At 30.9% G+C, this 20,305-nt stretch carries 17 protein-coding genes and 1 tRNA gene; 4 read left to right on the plus strand and 14 right to left on the minus strand.

Features of this window, described 5'->3' with window-relative positions:
- The 6 genes from iorA to KQI18_RS02855 all read right to left on the minus strand — a co-directional run bounded on the left by iorA (position 1) and on the right by KQI18_RS02855 (position 10,148).
- A complete protein-coding gene (gene iorA, locus KQI18_RS02830) occupies positions 1-1,785 on the minus strand; it encodes an indolepyruvate ferredoxin oxidoreductase subunit alpha (protein WP_216466124.1) in 1,785 nt (594 codons plus the stop codon).
- 30 nt (positions 1,786-1,815) lie between these two features.
- Positions 1,816-3,075 carry a pyridoxal phosphate-dependent aminotransferase gene (locus KQI18_RS02835; protein WP_216466125.1) on the minus strand — a complete coding sequence of 420 codons (1,260 nt, stop codon included), beginning with the start codon at positions 3,073-3,075 and terminating at the stop codon, positions 1,816-1,818.
- Positions 3,076-3,420: 345 nt separating this feature from the next.
- A complete protein-coding gene (locus KQI18_RS02840; protein ID WP_330654347.1) occupies positions 3,421-4,887 on the minus strand; it encodes a sigma 54-interacting transcriptional regulator in 1,467 nt (488 codons plus the stop codon).
- 356 nt (positions 4,888-5,243) lie between these two features.
- Positions 5,244-6,719 (minus strand): stage IV sporulation protein A, encoded by a 1,476-nt coding sequence (gene spoIVA, locus KQI18_RS02845; protein WP_216466126.1) that lies wholly within the window; start codon positions 6,717-6,719, stop codon positions 5,244-5,246.
- A 404-nt stretch (positions 6,720-7,123) separates the two neighbouring features.
- Positions 7,124-8,662, minus strand: coding sequence for a M4 family metallopeptidase (locus tag KQI18_RS02850; protein ID WP_216466127.1), 1,539 nt, complete (start codon positions 8,660-8,662; stop codon positions 7,124-7,126).
- Between the two features lie 718 nt (positions 8,663-9,380).
- Positions 9,381-10,148 carry an SDR family oxidoreductase gene (locus KQI18_RS02855; protein ID WP_216466128.1) on the minus strand — a complete coding sequence of 256 codons (768 nt, stop codon included), beginning with the start codon at positions 10,146-10,148 and terminating at the stop codon, positions 9,381-9,383.
- Positions 10,149-10,492: 344 nt separating this feature from the next.
- On the opposite strand from KQI18_RS02855, the gene KQI18_RS02860 reads away from it, so the two are divergent.
- The 4 genes from KQI18_RS02860 (at position 10,493) to KQI18_RS02875 (ending at position 11,992) form a co-directional block, all read left to right on the plus strand.
- Positions 10,493-10,678, plus strand: a complete 186-nt coding sequence (locus KQI18_RS02860) for a hypothetical protein (RefSeq protein ID WP_216466129.1) — start codon at positions 10,493-10,495, stop codon at positions 10,676-10,678.
- Positions 10,679-10,725: 47 nt separating this feature from the next.
- Positions 10,726-11,169 (plus strand): hypothetical protein, encoded by a 444-nt coding sequence (locus tag KQI18_RS02865; RefSeq protein WP_216466130.1) that lies wholly within the window; start codon positions 10,726-10,728, stop codon positions 11,167-11,169.
- Positions 11,170-11,288: 119 nt separating this feature from the next.
- Positions 11,289-11,365: transfer RNA gene (locus KQI18_RS02870), tRNA-Arg, on the plus strand.
- Positions 11,366-11,536: 171 nt separating this feature from the next.
- The gene (locus KQI18_RS02875; protein WP_216466131.1) at positions 11,537-11,992 is read left to right on the plus strand and encodes a GAF domain-containing protein; all 456 of its coding nucleotides are present in this window, start codon (positions 11,537-11,539) and stop codon (positions 11,990-11,992) included.
- A 161-nt stretch (positions 11,993-12,153) separates the two neighbouring features.
- Here the strand turns inward: KQI18_RS02875 and KQI18_RS02880 are convergent, their stop codons facing one another.
- The 8 genes from KQI18_RS02880 to KQI18_RS02915 form a co-directional block, all read right to left on the minus strand.
- Positions 12,154-13,164, minus strand: coding sequence for an NAD(P)H-dependent glycerol-3-phosphate dehydrogenase (locus KQI18_RS02880; protein ID WP_216466132.1), 1,011 nt, complete (start codon positions 13,162-13,164; stop codon positions 12,154-12,156).
- A 21-nt stretch (positions 13,165-13,185) separates the two neighbouring features.
- Positions 13,186-13,800 (minus strand): glycerol-3-phosphate 1-O-acyltransferase PlsY, encoded by a 615-nt coding sequence (gene plsY / locus KQI18_RS02885; protein ID WP_216466133.1) that lies wholly within the window; start codon positions 13,798-13,800, stop codon positions 13,186-13,188.
- A gap of 29 nt (positions 13,801-13,829) precedes the next feature.
- The gene (gene der / locus KQI18_RS02890) at positions 13,830-15,155 is read right to left on the minus strand and encodes a ribosome biogenesis GTPase Der (protein ID WP_216466134.1); all 1,326 of its coding nucleotides are present in this window, start codon (positions 15,153-15,155) and stop codon (positions 13,830-13,832) included.
- Positions 15,156-15,188: 33 nt separating this feature from the next.
- Positions 15,189-16,517 (minus strand): DUF512 domain-containing protein, encoded by a 1,329-nt coding sequence (locus KQI18_RS02895; RefSeq protein ID WP_216466135.1) that lies wholly within the window; start codon positions 16,515-16,517, stop codon positions 15,189-15,191.
- A gap of 169 nt (positions 16,518-16,686) precedes the next feature.
- Positions 16,687-16,887 (minus strand): capping complex subunit for YIEGIA, encoded by a 201-nt coding sequence (locus KQI18_RS02900; protein ID WP_216466136.1) that lies wholly within the window; start codon positions 16,885-16,887, stop codon positions 16,687-16,689.
- Positions 16,888-17,826, minus strand: coding sequence for a YIEGIA domain-containing protein (locus KQI18_RS02905; protein ID WP_216466137.1), 939 nt, complete (start codon positions 17,824-17,826; stop codon positions 16,888-16,890).
- Positions 17,827-17,874: 48 nt separating this feature from the next.
- Positions 17,875-18,813 (minus strand): YIEGIA domain-containing protein, encoded by a 939-nt coding sequence (locus tag KQI18_RS02910; protein ID WP_216466138.1) that lies wholly within the window; start codon positions 18,811-18,813, stop codon positions 17,875-17,877.
- A 139-nt stretch (positions 18,814-18,952) separates the two neighbouring features.
- Positions 18,953-20,260 (minus strand): HAMP domain-containing sensor histidine kinase, encoded by a 1,308-nt coding sequence (locus KQI18_RS02915; protein WP_216466139.1) that lies wholly within the window; start codon positions 20,258-20,260, stop codon positions 18,953-18,955.
- Between the last annotated feature and the right edge of the window lie 45 nt (positions 20,261-20,305).

Here is a 20,305-nt window from a genome sequence, read left to right on the forward strand (position 1 = left end):
TTAATTCTCCTCCTTAACTATTGCGTCTTTTGGACAAACTTGTGCACATACATTACAACCAACACACTGATCTCTATCTATATTTGATTTTTTCTTTTCGTTATCAAATACTACTGCTGGACAGCCAGTCTTAGTACACATTTTACATCCTATACAAAGTTCATGGTCTACTCTATTTTTTGTTGTAAATAACGGTTTAAATTCCGCTTTATCTTCGTCTGAGAATTTTTTAAGTGCACAAGGCCATCTAGTAATTATCACTGACGGTTCGTCCAGTGCTATAGCCCAGTCTAATGTCTGATTTACTTCTTTTAGATTATTTGGATCTATTACTCTAACATTTTTAATTCCACATGCTCTTACTAATGCCTCTATATCAATTTCTGTAGTTGGATCTCCTTGGAGCGTATATCCTGTTCCTGGATTTTCTTGGTGACCAGTCATACCTGTAATCCTATTGTCTAAAATTACTGATATTGAATTTCCTTTATTGTAGACAACATCTAAAAGTGAATTGATTCCTGTATGGAAGAAAGTAGAATCACCTAGTACGCCCACAACTCTCTTCTTGTTGTCCTTATTCATATTAAATACTTTTTGAGCCCCATGCCCAGAACTTAAACTTGCACCCATACAAACAATCCAATCCAGTGCATTATAAGGTCCTGCAAACCCTAGTGAATAACATCCTATATCACCTGAAACTACTACATTTTTTCTCTTTCCTAGTGCGTAGAAGAAACCTCTATGTGGACATCCAGCGCAAAAACTTGGAGGTCTCGGTACTACAAGATCTTTTTTGTATTCTAAAGTATTATTTGATTCACCATAAACAGATTTTCTAATTACGTCAGGAGTCATTTCACCATAAGGTGGGAATAAATCTTTTCCTAGACAATCTATACCATTTGCCTTTAATTGCTCTTCTATAAAAGGATCATTTTCTTCAATTATGTATATTTTTTTAACTTTACCGGCAAACTCTCTTATTTTATCTATAGGCATTGGATTAGTAAATCCTAGCTTCATATATGAAACGCTATCACCAAATACTTCTCTAGCAAAATTGTAACACATACCTGAAGTTATAACTCCTATTTCAGTATTGTTCATCTCAAAAAAGTTTAATTCTGATTTATTTGCGAATTCATATAATTTTTTAGTTCTTTCTTCAACTATAACTCTTCTCTTTTGGGCAATTGCCGGAACTGTGACAGTTTTCTGAACATTCTTTATATATTCTTTTATTTCAACATTTTCTCTATCGTAACAATCTACCATACTCTTAGAATGTGCTAGTCTAGTTGTAGTTCTAAATAAAACTGGAGTATCAAACTCTTCGCTAATTTCATAGGCAAGTTTTACCATATCTTTTGCCTCTTGACTATTTGAAGGCTCAAGTAAAGGAATTTTTGCAAATTTAGCATAGTTCCTGTTATCTTGCTCATTTTGAGAAGAATACATCCCCGGCTCATCTGCAGATAGTAAAACCAACCCACCATTTACACCTATATAAGAGTATGTGAATAGAGGATCTGCAGCTACGTTAACACCTACGTGTTTCATAGACGAAAACGTTCTAGCTCCAGCTAGAGAACCTCCTACAGCAGCCTCAAGCGCTACTTTTTCATTTGGAGCCCATTCAGCTACTATATCGTCTTTATATAATGCTATATTCTCTAATATTTCAGTACTAGGAGTACCTGGATAAGCCGAAGCATATTTTACTCCTGCTTCATATACGCCTCGAGCTATAGCTTCATTTCCCGTCATTAATTTCTTCATAATAAATTCCTCCATCACCTTATAAATTAATTACATATTTCCACTTGGTACCATCTCTTCAAGTACACTCTTTATAATCTTAGGAGATGCTTTACATTTATCTTCAGCAACAGAACAAATTGCAAACCTAACTCCCATCTCCAATGGGACTGCAAATAAGTTATGTTTTGTCAACTCTTCTACAACCCCCATCGGATCATCACAAGGTATACTTATAAAGAATCCAACCCTGTAAGGTAGTATTTCAAGTCCTATTTTTTCAGATTCATCTACAAAAGCTTTAGCGCGAACTTCTAATAACTTTTTATACTTTTCTTTTTCAGCCTCATATTCAACCATTTTTTCTGGATTGTTAATTATATTCGACAATAATGTCATCGCACTTCTATTGCAGTTTGACCAAGTAGCTCTACAAGTGTGAGTACATGAATAGTAGAATTCTTCAACTACTTCAGAATTTGAACTGATTCCAATTATCGCCCCCATCCTCATTCCATATGCTGTAAATCCTTTTGACATACTATAGGCAACAATTGTAAAAATATTGTCAGGCAAGTTTGAAAATTTCTTAAAGAACCCTCTACTTTGTTTATCATCACCTGCATAATCAATATATGCTACATCAACTAAAAATATTATCTTCTTATTTTCATCTTTAGAAACTTCTTTTGCTAGTTTTAAAATTTTATCCCACTCATCTTCAGTAACATTATAGCCAGTTGGATTGTGAGCTGGTGTATTTATGATAGTAAATATTCTATCTTGTTTTTTTGATAAATCGAGAAATCGTTCTTTAAAAGATGGGAAGTTAAATCCACCATTTTCATCAAAAAGTTTATAAGTTACAACACTTCTTCCCCCTTCTTCTGCAATACTATCGTAAGATCCCCAGTACCAATCTGATGTTATAACACTATCCCCATAATCAGTATAATTCCAAAGAGCTAGCTTAATAGCTCCACTTCCTCCAGGTGATGCAACTGCTTTTATATACCCCTCTGGAGCGTAGCCTTTAAAGCAAGCCTTCTTTACTGCTTCAAGATAATCAGGCTGTCCTTCAATAGATGCGTATGCGCAAAATTCAGCATTGTCAAGCGACTTATATTCATCATACACAGTTTTTAAGGCAACTATCTTACCATCATCGTCTACAATCGACCCAAGGGTTGCGTTGATAACGTTTTCCCTGCCAAAATTACTCTCAGCCTCCTGTGCTCTTCCCGCTAAACCAAATATAATATCTTTATTTCTAGGCCATATTGCATGTTTTGCAGCCATACTTGAATTCATATAATCACTCCTTTATATAGTATATTCAATATACATTGAGCAATTAATATGCCATCTATAAATTTCATAATTGAAACATTAATTATTTAATTATATTTTTATTTAGGTATTAATATCATTAGGGAAAGGTGCAATTTTCTGAATTTTCTATTTTAATTGTTAACTAATTTTTTCTATAGAAAGAAATAATGTTAAGATAAATTAACATATGTTAATTTATCTTAACATTAAAATATTGAAACTATATAATTAATAATTTAACTTTATATTCTCTCTACAAATTAAATTAGTTAATGCATATTATAATTATTAATATACAACATTTATTTGTAATACTTTTAAATATTAAACATGTTGATTGTATTTTTTCCATAGAGATGTTCTGCTTATACCCAAAATTTTTGCAACATCATTTTTTGATAACCCCTGGTCTAACATCATATCAATTATTTTGACTTCGACAGATTTTTGTATTTCCTTAATATCTAAATTTAAATTATTTATTTCTCCAATGTTGTATGTAAGTTTCCCACTCTTGGAATCATCTGTATTTTTCACTACATAAAGTGAACTATTTTTGAATTTTCCTATATCAATCTTGCCTGTAATTACATACTTTCTAGCTATATTTTTTAATTCTCTAACATTTCCTGGCCAGTTATAATCTTTTAGTAGTTTTATATACTTATCTGAAAGTTTTATTACATCTTGTTTTTCCAAGTTATCCATATTATTCTCTTTCATTGTTTCAAAAGCAAAATTATTAAACAGCAAAACTATGTCTTCTTTTCTTTCTCTTAAAGGGGGTATATTTAGTTCCAAACTACTCAATCGGTAGAATAGATCTGCTCTAAAATCACCTTTTTCAATTTTATCAATCAGTGGCTCATTTGTTGCAGCAATAATTCTAATATTAAGAGGAGTTATATGATCTGAGCCAATCCTCATAATTTGCCTTTCTTCAATTACTCTGAGTAATTTAGTCTGTATACTTAATGGAAGAGTATTTATTTCATCTAAAAATAAAGTTCCATTATTAGCCAATTCAAACAACCCTCTTTTTCCACCTTTTTTCGCTCCAGTAAATGCCCCTTCCTCATACCCAAATAATTCACTTTCTAATAAACTTTCAGAAATTGCAGAACAATTTATTGGCACAAAATTATTTGAACTTCTTTTACTTATATTATGTATACTATGAGCTATAATCTCTTTTCCAGATCCACTTTCACCATAAAGAAGAATTGTATAGTCAGTTTGTCCGACTATTTTTGCTTCACTTATAAAATTTTTAGTTACCGTATCTCTGTATTTAAAATCCTTAAAAGTATATCTGGAATTTAGTCCATCTTTACTCTGTTCGATTCCAGTTGTACTCCTTGTACCTTGAAGTTTTGCCATATCTAAAATAACATTAACAGTATCTTTTATAGAATTTTCTGAAATTTCAACAGCTATACTATCCATACCATATTTTTCAGCAAAAATACATACATTAGATTCACCAACTATAACTATTTCATTTTTTCTGTCTAAATACTTCAATATGCTATCTTTTACTTCTGATTCAGAATTAAAGAATTCTTCTTCAAAATCGATGTCTAAAAGTTCTTTAAACAACTTATACTCAGAGTTTATTTTTTTATTGTCTACTGTTAAGATAGCTGTCTTTGAGTATTTTTTTGACATATAAAGTGCCCTAAAAATATCAGCTGTCTTTATATCTAAATTGATTATAGGCACACCTATTTTTTCGAAAATTAGGTTCTCACCTCCGGCTATAACAACAATTACATCTACGCCCTTATCCACAAACTTAATAAAAATCTCTTCTAATTTAACATTATTAAAAACTTCAATAAGTACAATCTGTTGCTTTACATAACTTTTAAATATCTTTTCTAATCTTAATCTTGACTCATTGCTACAGACTATTATTCCTACACTATTATTGAAAATAATCTACCTCCTAAATCAATTGTCATATAGTTTCAAAGCTTTTCTAATAAATGATATTAAAATAAGTCAAGGGAATAATTGTCTAATCTATATATATAAAATGAATTTTTTAGATAAAAACAACCTCCCAATTAGTATAATTACATTTTACACCAATTAGGAGGTTTACACAAAAAATCAAGGTATGTCATTTCTACAACAATCGACAATTAAAGTATTATAGTTATAATATTTGAACTACCTTCATTAACAATTTTTTGTAGAGTTTTTTGCATTTTAAATCTAATCTCTTCAGGCATTGTATAAAGCTTGCTCTGTAACTGTTCTTTGACAAGATCATTTAGGGATTTACCAAACATATTTGACTCCCATAAATCACTTGGATTTTGCTCAAATACATCAAGTAAGTATTTAATCATTTCTTCACCTTGATTTTGGTTTCCTACTATAGGAGAAACCTCTGTAGAAATATCTGCTTTAATAATGTGAAGAGATGGAGCGTTCGCCTTAAGTTTTATACCGTATTGTTTACCCTGTTTCATGATCTCTGGTTCCTCTAAACTAAGTTCATCTAGAGACGGAGCAACAACACCATAACCGCCAACCTTAGCATCTATAAGGGCACTCTCGATTTTATCGTATTCGTTTTTAATTTTAGAAAGTTTACTAATAAGACTCAATAGCTGATAATCTCCATCAATTTTAAATCCACTCTTTTCTTCAAGAACATTGTAAAATAAATCTTGTTTAGCCTCTAAATCTATATTTACAACACCCTCACCAAGCTTGACATTATCTACCCCAGGACTATTTAAAAAGTCTAACTCTCCAAAACCATTCATAATTCCATTTATATCTCTTATCTTATTTATATCATCTATATTTTGTTTTAGCGAACTGATGATCTCACTTTTTACCCAATGATCTTTTTCTAATCCTTCAATCCATTTAGGAAGATTTATTCTTATTTCAGTTATAGGGAAATCATTTAAAACTGCTTCCATAACATTTTCAATTTCCTTATCTTCCATTTCTATAACATTAAGTGGCATAATTGGTACTTTGTATTTTTCTTCAAGTTCTTTTCTAAGCATATCTGTCTCGTCGCTATTAGGATTGAGTGTATTTAAAACTACAGCAAAAGGCTTATCAAGTGATCTTAATTCTTTAATAACTCTCTCCTCAGCTTCAAGATAATTATCTCTTTCAATGCCAGTAACAGATCCATCAGTCAGAACGACTATTCCAATAGTCGAGTGATCTTTTATTACTTTTCTTGTTCCAATCTCAGCTGCTTTTTCAAAACTCATAGCTTCTTGTGACCAAGGAGTAGATACAAGTCTCTGTTTTCCACCCTCCTCATGACCAAGAGCACCATCTACTATGTAACCAACACAATCAACCATTCTAACATTAAAAGACATTGTATCTCTAATCTTTATTTCCACACCATCTGCAGGAATAAACTTAGGCTCAACAGTCATTATAGTCTTACCTGATCCACTTTGAGGAATTTCATCTCTAGTACGTTCTCTTTTAAACTCATTATCGATATTTGGAAGAACCAGCTTTTCCATAAACTTTCTAATAAACGTAGATTTCCCTGTTCTAACAGGGCCGACAACACCTATGTAGATATCACCTTGTGTTCTTTTAGCAATGTCTTCGTATATATTATTATTCATATTATCTCCTCCATGCATTTAATCTTATTAAAGTATATTTGTATGTAAGATTTAATATTACAGTTTTTTTAATATATTGTGACTCTGATATTATGTATTTTACTAACTCCATCTAAAGTGTGCAGCACAACAAAAATGGTTGCTTAAATTTCAAAGCAACCATTTTATCCTGAATATATATTTCTAACTTTATTTCATTTTAAATTGTAATATATCTCCAAAAAACATTTTTATAAACTCCAATAGTTAAGGGATCTATATTTACTAATAAACTAGTATAAATCTTATATTGATTCATATTTTATAATTTTTGTATACTGTATTAAAAATACTGTATACAATCTTAAATTCATTGAATCTAAGATTCCCAGTTATTCGATAATATAGTTTTATATACTACTATATTAATATACGCCAACTGAACTCCATGCTTGTTTAACAATTGACGCTTCATTTGTCCCATAAAGATCTTTTGCAGATTGAATTAATGCTTGACTAGCTTCAGAGAAATCTGACTGTTTTGTTAAATATTTTGTTAGAGCTCTGTAATATATTTGTTCTGATTTTTCTTTTCCTAATTTAGTTATAGTATTATAAGCAGCTTTATTAGGAATACCACTATTAATGTGAACTCCACCATGATCAGTATTTATATTTAGATTTAGATAATTTCTCATATGGTCTGGTTGATTATACTTTCTAGGCTCTTTTAAACTTCTCATAGCCGTATTAGGTGCTTTATATAAATCCTCGCCCATTGTCCAATCTTCATGGTCTACAAAGTAGCCAAACACATCTGAAAAAGATTCATTCAACGCTCCTGGCTGGAATTCATAAACTAAGTCAGCTGTAGAAGATGTAACTCCATGTGTAATTTCATGAGCTACAACATCATTAGCAGCTGTAAAAGGATATTCTGTTTTTGGATTACCATCACCATAAATCATTTCTGCTCCAGTCCATGCAGCATTACTCCAATTTCCACCAGTTTCTGGGTTAGGTACGTTTACATAAGAATATATATCTGCTCCTTTTCCATCATAACTTTCCCTATTATGCACATCTTTATAATATTTATATACTTGATTTGTATAATAATGAGCATCTACTCCTGCATTAAAATTCTTATCGTTAAATGTATTTAATGTATTAGAAATAATACTACCCACTATACTATTTTCTCCAAAATATTTAAAGCCTATAGTACCTATAGCACCTTTTTGAGTTTTATCTAATAAATAGAAGTTACCACTCTCTTCTGTCAAGTTTAAAGGAGACTTTACCTTCCCATTTGAACCTATTCCAGAACCAGTTGCTATCGTAGCTTCTTCTAAGCGATTTTGTTTATCTACTATCTTACCATTTTCTGCGTCTACTTTAATTATCCAATGAGCCGGTTCAGGTAAACTATAAATTATTTCCAAACTATAAACTGCTCTGTTACTTTCTTCATCAACAACAACTTCGGCTCCCTTTATAACATCCGTACCTGATAAGTTTTTGACCTCATCACGTGATTTTTCTATTGATTTAAAGGCCAAGTCAATGGCTTTATTCTTATCTATTAAAGTCTTGTTTTTGACTTCAAGTTTACCCTGTTCTAGATCTCCATTTATGAAAACAACCTTTCCGGATTCATTTGTATGTATTTTAACTTCCGACTTTTCAGCGAAATATCCATCAACCTTAGGTCTTAAAGTATAATGAGTAAATCCTAAATCATCTTTTTCTTTTTTAACTAATTCGTATTGATCAGAGTTGTGTTTTACACTATACTCGTCTGAAACACCTTTTAATACGTTTTTTAAATCTGCATCTGAGGTAATACTATATGTTTTTTGTAAGTCTGTGTTTGTTTGACTATCTGCATAACTTATTGTTGGTGCTAAAAAATTAAAAGTTAAACCTGTTAATGTTAAAATAGCTAAATTTTTTTTAATCATTTAAACTTCATCTCCTTTAAAATTTTTAATTTTGTTATGTCCTTGATGTCAAATTTGTACTTTTAATAATATTCGCTACACATTTTCACCTCCATATGTTCACAAATATTAATTTAGTTCTAATGTCTTTATTTTAAGGTTTTCTTTTATTGAAAATTTTATAAGGTCGGAGAAAAATATCTAGAATATTGTCAAAAAATCAACTAAATTAATACAAGTATAATATCGTCTATAAAAGTTTATAAACGTAATTTCTTACACTTGTATATTTTATACTTCATGACAGAATTAAAAGATTAGTATTTATGTAGAATGTAAAATAAAATATACTAGCAATCCAATTATACTTTACATTTTCTATATTTTGTTTTATTTTGTAAAACTGGTCATTTAACAAGCATAACAGGTCATTTAATTTAACTACTCGGCTATTTATTAGTTTAAATAAAAAAGTCTAACTAACAAATGATAGAACTATTTATTGATATAATTAATTTTGACCTTATATTTATACCTTTACTACTATTAGAAACTAATTTGAGTCGATTGCCGATATATAAAAATATCATTCAGTTGATGGTTATAAAAATAGCGGTATTTAATTTGACAATGTTGACTACAGTTACAGCCTTTTTCATAAGCTGTGGTAGTGAATTGTCAATTAAATACCGCTATTTTTATTTACCACCTATCAAACCTCAATTATTTCTCATATATCCTATATAGTATTCCAGCCGCCATCTACATTTAAAAGCTGTCCTGTTGTATAACTTGAAGCATCAGAAGCAAAGTAAATAAGTGCTCCATTTAATTCACCTGGCTTTCCGATTCTACCCATTGGACTTCTAAATTTAACGAACTCATTAAAAGCATTATTTTCAACTGCTTGCTTAGTCATTTCTGACTCAAAATAAGCTGGACCTATAGCATTGACCGTTATATTATGTTTAGCCCATTCAGATGCTAATGATTTTGTAAGCATTTGAACTGCACCTTTAGTTGCACAATAAGAAGATATTGTATTAGTACCTATCGCTAAATTACTGTGAATAGAACCTAAATTTATTATCTTACCATATTTATTTTCTATCATAACTTTTCCTACTTCTCTAGCCATCAAATAGACACCAGTAAGATTCGCATCCACTACTCTATTCCACTCCTCTAAAGTCTGCTCTTCAGCTTTCTTTGCATTTGCAACACCAGCATTATTTACTAGTATATCTATTTTTCCATAATAATCTTTAATTTCTTTAACAGCATTAATCACTTCTACTTCATTAGTAATATCACACTTAATAGCTAGACACTTTCTACCAGTTGAAACTATTTCCTTCGATAATTCATCTAATTTTTCTTTTCTCCTTGCAAGTATTGCTACATCTGCACCTTGCCCTGCAAGGGCTTTAGTAAATTGAACCCCAAGACCTGAAGATGCTCCAGTTATAACAGCTACTTTTCCACTAAGATCAAATATATTATTCATAATTAATTCTCCTTTTCATATAACTTAAATTTTCATTTTATAACAATGTATATACCCTTGTAAAATTCACATAAACTAAATTTATTAAAAGAATGCAAAAGTAATATAAGCTAAAATTATAATTGTTAATTATTCTAATCTTATTATTTATAAAACTAAAATATTAACACTAAATTCAAATTAAAATATTTATTTTATTTAATAGATTTGAGATTTTAATTATTTGATGTATATGAATAGGTAAAGCTTAGATTTATTATAACCAGAAAATATCCCATAATTCTGTTAGGGGCTATATTTATTTCCAAAATTAGTTATAATTAAAGTATAGGAGGACAAATAGTATGCTTAGAAGAATTATTTCTGTGTTAGTGTTAGCTAATTTTGCAATACTAACATTGAATATAATGCAGTATTTATTACCAGAACTTTATAGCTATAATCAACTATTTTTCACTTTGTACGGAGTTGTATTCGGACTATTTACTCATCAGTATTATAGATTTATAGATAGGTTTATTAGAAAATAGCTGATTGCGTTTGCATTGAAAATTAAGAATAACGAGGTGATAACCATATGCAGAAATACGAAAAACCTGTATCCCTGGACCTTCAGGAATTAAAAGATAGACAATGTCTATACATAGATAATATCAATGATGGTTTTGAAAACTATAACTTTTATTATAAAGAAGGTAGCGAAAAAGATTTAAAAGAATTTTTACTAAATAAGATAGCTGAAAATACTATGGAAAATAGTTATGTTGATTTTTATTATAGTAAGTTAAACGCTGAAGAAAAGAAAAAAGTAAATTCAATTTTAACAGTTGAAGATATAAATTACTTGGAAAGTGTAACTTGGGAAAATAATGAGTTATTTTTTAAAATGAATAATACTCTCTTTGAAATAACATTTAAACTTTCTATTACTGATATGCTATTTAGTACCTTTTATTTTAGCAAATTCCCGTGCACTATTTGGAGTAATTACAATAGAAAATTTGTCGTATTTTATGTATAATATATATACAGTAGTTTATAAAATGTAGTACAGAACTTAATATACGCTCGTAGATCAGTTGGAAAAAGCAATCGATTACTAGCTGAGTGTAGCAATATATTTAACTAAATATTATATTTGTCTCAGTAGCTCAGCTGGATAGAGCACCGCCCTCCTAAGGCGGGTGTCGGAGGTTCAAATCCTCTCTGGGGCACCAGATGTTTACGCTGAAATCCTTTGTCAAGGTTTTCGGCTTTTTTTTATTGTTTTTATAAGTTATTCTTTAATAATAATACAATCAAGTTTTATAACAACCAATAAAAACCATGACAAACTCCTTTACACCATTTATTTTCTCTATTAAAATAAGATACTAGGAGGTGTTATTATGAATTATAAACTGCTTGCGAATCAGGCTATTGCGTTATTAGAAAATGAACAAGATTTAATTGCAAATACTGCAAATATATCTGCTTTACTATATGAATTGATTGAAGACATTAATTGGATTGGCTTTTATTTTGTAAAAAATAATAAATTAGTACTTGGACCTTTCCAAGGGAAAGTTGCATGTACAAAAATAGAAATTGGAAAAGGCGTATGTGGCACTTGTGTACAGACAAAACAAACACAGCGTATAAATGATGTCCACGCTTTTCCTGGGCATATCGCATGCGACAGTGCAAGTAATGCTGAACTAGTAATTCCATTAGTTTTTAATGGCGAAGTAAAAGGTGTTTTAGATATTGATTCTACAAGATTTTCTAGATTTACTGAAGAAGATCAAATTGGATTAGAAAACTTGGTATCTGTAATAATGCCTTTTTTATATGAAAATATATAAAATAAATATTATTGAGTTATAAAATAAATAAAAATATAAAATAAGCTAGTGCTTTATAATCTAAAAAATGGAATGTATCTTTTAATTTTAAAGTGTCAAAATACTATATAGTCTTTGATACATTAAAACTAAATGATAAACATTCCATCTTTTTTAATTAATTATATACTTATAATCTCTTCCATTTCATGTTTCTTTTGTCTGACCATAAGCTCGATCCCAACTTCTTTTGGGTCTTTACCTTCATCTAATACAGCATAAATCGCATTAGTAATCGGTACATCTACTCCTAGCTTTTTAGCTACTTCGTAGGCTACTTCAGTAGCAGTTATTCCTTCTACTACCATCTTAACTTCGTCTAATGTCTCCTGAAGGCTATTTCCTTGACCGATTAAAATTCCTGCTCTTCTATTCCTACTGTGCATACTTGTACATGTAACTATAAGGTCTCCAATTCCAGAAAGGCCTGCAAATGTAGTCATATTTGCACCCATAGCTACTCCTAGTCTGCTCATTTCGCTTATGCCTCTAGTCATAAGTGCTGCTTTAGCGTTATCACCATAGCCAATACCATCACATATTCCAGCGCCAAAAGCTATTATATTTTTAAATGCCCCTCCAAGTTCAACACCTACTATATCAGGATTTGTATATACTCTAAATGCCTGAGCCATAAATAGATCCTGAACTCTTTCAGCTATCTTTATATCTTCAGATGCAACCACTACTGTAGTTGGTATATCTTTTGCAACTTCTTCAGCATGAGAAGGTCCAGATAATACTACATAATGGTTATTTGGAAGCTCTTCTTTGAATACTTCAGAAAGTCTTAGTCCTGTTCCTTTTTCTAATCCTTTGGCCACATTGATGACAATTTGATCTTCGCTCAATATACCCTTTAAACTCTTACAAATTCCTCTAAAAGCTTGAGATGGAACTGCTGACACGATCATATTACAACCATGTATTGCTTCTTTTATATTTGCTGTCATGTTTAAATTTTCAGGAAATATTATCCCTGGAAGATAAGCAGTGTTCTCTCTAGTACTGTTAATCTCTTCAGCCTGATCTGAGTTTCTAGTCCACATACATACTTTATAACCTTTATTTGCAAGAACTAGAGCTAATGCACTTCCCCAGCTACCTGCACCTAATACACATACCTTTTCCACATCAAACACCCCTAATTTTAACTATTCTTTTTTACTTCCAACTTTATTTTCTTCACCTTTAATAAGTCTTTTTAGATTCGCTCTATGCGTATAAATTACAGAGACAGTTAAGAATAATGCAACAACTGCACCCACCCTATTCTTACTTAACAGCATAAATGGTACAGAAAAAGCAATACCAACAACTGATCCTAGAGAAACATATTTAGTAACTGCAACAACAATTATAAATATCCCTAGACAAGAAAGTGCGATTACTGGGTTGATAGCCATCATTGCACCAAGAGAAGTAGCAACACCTTTCCCCCCTTTAAAACCAAGAAAGGCTGGCCAATTGTGGCCTACTACTACAAATATGACTGCAACATAACCAGCAATAGTTCTGTCAATACCTATAAAGTTAGCAATAAGCTGTCCAATTAGAACAGATATTGTTCCCTTTAGCAAATCTCCAATAAATGTAGCGGCTCCAGCTCTTTTTCCCATAGTTCTTAGTACATTTGTAGAACCTGCATTTCCTGAACCTTGTGTCCTTATATCAACTCCCGAAATCCTCTTTGCAATTATATAAGAAGTTGAAATATTTCCTAAAAGATATGCAATTATTGCAATTGCAATATAACTAATTGTAACCACTTTTGTACCTCCTTAGGCTATACTAAACATTATTTTTTAGCCTTTTGCTTATACTCAAATCTTATTGTCGTTCCTTCAAAACCAAAGTTTTCTCTTATTTTATTTTCAAGATATCTCTGGTAAGAGAAGTGAGTTAAGTCCTTATCGTTTATAAACAGTGTTATCTTTGGAGGTCTAACATCGGTCTGAGTCCCATAGTAAATCTTTAGTCTTTTACCTTTGTCTGATGGTGGCTGATTTAACATTACAGCTTCGCCTATAACATCGTTAAGAGCTGATGTAGACATTCTCTTTGAATGTTCATTAGATACATATATTACTGTATCTAGTATTTTATTCATTCTTTGATTCGTTTTTGCTGATACAAATACTATCGGCGCATACATCATAAATGGGAATTTTTGTCTTATATCTATTTGATAGTTACTCATTGTTTTATTGTCTTTTTCTAGTAGATCCCATTTATTTATTACAAATATACAAGCTTTTCCTTCATCGTGCGCTATTCCTGCAACCTTTGTATCTTGCTCAGTAGGACCTTCAATAGCATCTATGACAATTAATACTACATCTGCTCTGTCAACAGCACTCATTGCCCTTATAACGCTGTATTTTTCTATTTTTTCATATATTTTACTCTTTCTTCTGATCCCAGCTGTATCGATAAGTAAAAATTTCTGATCATTTTTTTCAAAGTAAGTGTCTACTGCATCTCTAGTTGTCCCTGCTATTGAACTAACTATAACACGATCTTCTCCAAGTATGTTGTTAAGGATTGAACTCTTTCCTGCATTTGGCTTACCAGTTATGGCAACCTTTATAATATCTTCGTCGTACTCCGTATCAAGTCCTGCTGGGAAATTTTCAACTACTTCATCTAATAAGTCTCCAAGTCCCATACTATTTGCTCCAGAAACCGAAAACGGATTACCAAATCCTAACTCGTAGAAATCGTATATATTGTTGATTTGACTCTGGCTATCTATTTTATTTACTACCAATATAACTGGTTTTTTAGTTTTTCTAAGAATTTGTGCAATTTCTTTGTCTGCTGGAGTAAGCCCTGTTTTTCCATCAACTATGAATAAAATAACGTGTGCCATATCCATAGCAAGCATTGCTTGATCTCTCATCTGTGATAATATGATATCTTCACTCTCAGGCTCTATACCTCCTGTATCAATAAGAGTAAAGTATTTATCAAGCCACTCTACCTCTGCAAAAATTCTATCTCTAGTTACACCTGGTGTATTTTCAACTATTGAAATTCTTTTGCCCGCAAACTTGTTGAATATCGTCGATTTACCAACATTTGGCCTACCAACTATTGCGACAATCGGTCTACTTACGTTCATATGTTTATCTCCTTTGTTCATATTTAAATAGGATTATATAAGAATTTTATCTACAAAATCTTTACCCTCGTTTAAACATGGAATAATTTTTATTTTCATAATGTCTTGTAATTCTTCTAATGTAATATTATCTAAAAATATTTCTTCATCAGCTTTTAACATACTTCTAGTAATATATAAAGCCTCACCTAGATTTTCGTCACCTAACTGCTCAACTATATCTTTTGCAGTTATTAGACCTGATACAGTAATAGTTTCACCCCAAAACTTGTTTTTTATTTCTAAGACGTGAATATCTATACTCGGATACTTCTCCATAACCAACTCAGCTAAATCCTTCATAAATTCATAAGCAGAATGGCCGGTTGCTATTGAGACTTTTTTCTCTTTTACTGTTTTATTAGAAGGCAGTGCATTTAGGTATTCTTTAACTTCTGTACCCATTTTTCTGATCATACCAACTCCATCTTCAAATTGTAAAAATCCCTCGTAGTCATCATAGTCTAACATGTCTCTATCAGCAACTATATAAAACTCATCTGATAAGAATACAAACCTTGTCCCTAATTTCTCTAACAATTCTTCCTGAATTTTATGTATTTGATTTATTGTACTATTTGCCCTCTCTTTATCGAATATTTCAAGATTTGGTAGATTGTCTCTGTATCTAGTAACACCTACTGGTACAACTGCTATGCTGTTTACATATGGGTATAATTTTATCAAATCGTATACAGTCCTTCTTAATTCCTCACCATCGTTTATACCCGGACATAAAACAACTTGGCAGTTCATCGTAATCTCCGCCTCTGCCAATCTTTTCATTATGCTATATACCTTACCAGCAAACTTATTACTTATCATTTTTTGTCTTAGTTCTGGATTCGTTGTATGAACAGAGATATTTATAGGACTAATCCTGTATTTAATGATATTGTCTATATCATCTTCGCTCATATTTGTTAGAGTAACAAAATTTCCCTGTAAAAATGAAAGTCTCGAATCATCATCTTTAAAATACAAAGTCTCCCTCATCCCATCAGGCAATTGATCCACGAAGCAGAACATACATTTATTTCTGCAACTCTTTGCCATATCAATGATTGGATTGGAAAATTCTATACCTAAATCTTCATCGTAGTCTTTTTCTATCTCATATAAATACATTTCTCCATATTTATTTTCAATCTCGACCTCTAAATATTCCTCACTTAATAGAAATCTATATTCTATTATATCACGTATTGGTTGGTCGTTTATAGATACAAGTAAATCTCCAATTTCAATACCTAATTCTTCTGCTATACTGCCGTCATACACCTTATTTATAATATTATTAGCGTTTTTTACGTTTACTTCCATCTTATTCACCACTCTTTTTATACATATCTTTTAATGTTATCATACTTCATTATTTTACGTCAACTAGAGCTAAGTATTGAAAACAACATTTTTATAATAGTTTGATATAAATAAAATTAGGCTGTATATTAAACGTAATACCCACTAATATACAACCTAATTATTATAACTAATGTTTTACAACAATCAAAGTCCCATTTGTCATATCGTGAACCATTCCTCCAACACATTTTGAAATTAACATCGCTTTGTTTTGAAGTTCATTTTCATCCTTTGCATAGAAAATAGGACAACCTCCACTAACTTTCATTTCTTTATCAGTAGTTATTATAGCGAGTGTGTATTCATTAAAACCTACATTTTCGGCCATCTAATTTACCTCCTTATCCAAAGTCCCTATTTTGTAATTTTTTAGAGATAGATTTTTTCCTTTAGCTGTTTCTAGTATTGGGCAGGATTTCACTGCTTGAATTACCTCTTCTAAACCTCCATAATCAGGAATATAAGCGAGAACTAAACTCTCTTTTTTGGGGTTTCTTCTAAGTAGAGGTGTAAATGCAGGGTCATCAGTGTCTCCATACCTCCCAAGCCTTGAATAAAGATTGAATGCAATAGCTTGACGTTGGCCTAAATTATAAATTATACCTGCATTTGAATAATCACTGTCTTTAGGAATAATTTCTATTCCTATACCTTTATTAATATACACATCTCGATCTTGTTTTAGACCTACATTTGTTATACCTTTTACATCTCCAACACACAAAATCGATTCATCTTTAAATGTTATTGGAACAGGAACAACATCTGCGACATCACCAATACTCTCTCTAGTTAATAGTTTTTTCAGACCAAATGCTAATACTAATCCAGCAATAGTGCTTATTATAAGACTAACCATATCATTAATCCCAGTTTCTACCGTTATAAGTCTATTAAGCCCGACAGTTAAAAAAGATGTAATTATACACATGTAGTTTCTAACTTCAAAGGCTCTTGCTATTTCTTCAATTAAAGCTTCTCCGCGTTTTACTAACTGGTTAGCTTCAATATTTTGTAGTGTATTTCGTCTATTTGCCCTTACTTGTCTAAATTGTTCTGCAGCTAGAGATAAAAACGTAATTGATGTATATGATCTAGCAACTAGAGCCGGAACAAGTAATGCTCCAAGTGATGAAGCTACAAAAGCCAGTATCAATTGTGAGATCAATATATTCGGATAAGTTGGATACTGGTTTTGATCTGTATTGAGCATTATAATTCTAGATATTATACCTACACATACGCCTACATAAAATGCTAAATCCATTTAATCACTCCTAATTATTATTTTTAACATTAACCTTTCAAATCAAGTTTAATACTGTTTTATCTGTTTCTTTAGATATCCTTGTTTTGCTTTAGATATTTCTAAAATAGGAGTACTTTTCGCTGAATTTATCATTACGTCAATATCTTTTAAAATTGGAACATAAGGAATAACTATCGTCTTATTCTTAGTATCCACTTTTGACAATGCTACAATATCAAATTCATCGGTATCTTTATCAATGCCTAGGTGAATATACATATTATGTATTATAGCTTGTCTCTGACCAAGATCATTTATAATTCCAAACATCTCTTTACTTATCGGTTTAATTTCTATTGCAAGTCCTTTTTCAATATATTTTTTTTTCGAGTCATCAAGACCTAAATTGGTAATGACTGTATCATTTACTTTAAGAAGTGGACCATCTAATACAATATTAGCTGGAACTACATTAGCTATATCTCCAACACTCTTTCTCTTTAGATATTTTCTAAATATTAAACCTACTATTACTCCTGCAATTATCGCTGAAACAGTACAAACTAAAAATCCAGCATCAAACCTTCTAAAAACTCCTATATATGCAACAGATGCAGCTAGTGCAGAGAATAAACTTATATAACTCCTAGACTCATATGTCGATGCAATTTCTTCTACATATGCATCGCCTTTTGGAACTACCTCTTCACTATCAGTATTTTTTAGAGTGATTCTTTCTTGATCTGCAAGTCCTTGAAACTGTTGAATCGCTATAGCAAAAAAAGTAAGTGCTGCGTATTCTTTGTCTAAAATAGCTGGTAGTACAATTGCTCCAAGTGCTGCCGATAGCCCAGAAGATATAATTTGTTCTAAATAGTCCTGAGGTCTAGATGGATATTGCTTGTTTTTTACCACCAAAACTAATCCTCTACATAAAATACCTATTACTACTGAAACCAGTAACGATTGTCTAAATACCGTGGAACTAAGTAAACTTTCTTCCATTATCTCAACTCCTTTGTATATAGTGTGTTCAAAAAACAAAAAAAATTTCCTTTTTATTAAGGAAATTTTAAAAATTATGAATATACTTTATTTTTATTTGTAATTTATCTATTTTTATTCTTATAATCATAGAAATGTATTATCTATTTAAATGATTTAGTTTGTTATTCATTTTCTTAGGAATATTGAACACAAATTCACTGCCTTCACCAAGCTTACTATTTACAAGAACACTTCCCTGTAGTGATTTAGCTATATGTTTAGTAATTGCAAGTCCAAGTCCAGTACCCCCGACGTCCCTGCTTCTAGCCTTATCTACTCTGTAAAATCTCTCAAATATACGATCAACTTCGTCTTCAGGTATACCTACACCATTGTCTTTGACTTTTATAGATATTGAATCAATCTCATCTATGATTTTAACTCTAACATATCCATTGTTTTGAGTATACTTTATCGCATTATCTATCAAATTTAGGAAGACTTGCTTTAAGTAATCTTTATTAGTGGTTATAGTAAGTTTTTTATCATCACACTCACACTTAACATCTATATTTTTATTTTCAGCTGCATGGGATGTAATTTGTTCAATTTCACTATATACGTCGTAAAGTACCACTTCTTCAGCTGGTACTCCATCCTTTCCTTCTAGGAAAGAAATAAACAGTATATCATCTATAAGTCTTGTAAGCCTATCTGATTCGCCTTCTATAATTGTCAAAAATCTATTTCTGGTATCTTTGTCAATATTCTCATTTGATTTTAAGGTTTCTACAAAACCGCTAATAGAAGTAAGCGGAGTCTTTAATTCATGGCTTACATTTGCTGCAAAATCTGTACGCATATTCTCTAGCCTTACTCTTTCTGTTATATCTTCAATATTTACGATAGAACCTATCATGACGTTACTCGAATTCTGCAAATAAATTGGATCTTGTTTGATTTTGTAAACAATACCTTGTTTAGTAGTTGTCTGTACTTTTTCACTCTTATTAGAACCCATAAAGCTAAGTATTGACTTTAGGATTTGCTTTTCTCTAATAACTATATTTATATTGTAATCTTCAACAGGACTATCTATGTTACTTTTTATCATTCTCTTGGCTTCATCATTAATAAGCATGATATTACCATTTATATCTATAGCTAGTATTCCATGAGAAATACTTTGCAGTATAGATATTAGTTGAAGATGTTTGCTCTTTACTTCTTCAAATGCATTATCCATATTTTTTATCATGTAGTTAAAGTTTCTCGTCAATTCGCCAAGTTCACCTTTTGCTGAGATATTAAGCCTAGCGTTGAATTCTTGATTACTTACTTTTTTTGAAACTATAGTAAATTCTCTCAAATAATTTCTTAGTAATAAAGTGTATCTCAATGATAGAATTGCAACTACTACAGAAAGCATCATTACAAGAATATATATATTACTAAATTCTTCCATTTAATACACCTCTAAATCTGCTTATAGCCTATATTGGAATCAATA

This window comes from Metaclostridioides mangenotii (genome assembly GCF_018917235.1).
In the GTDB taxonomy this organism is placed as follows: Bacteria; Bacillota; Clostridia; order Peptostreptococcales; family Peptostreptococcaceae; genus Metaclostridioides.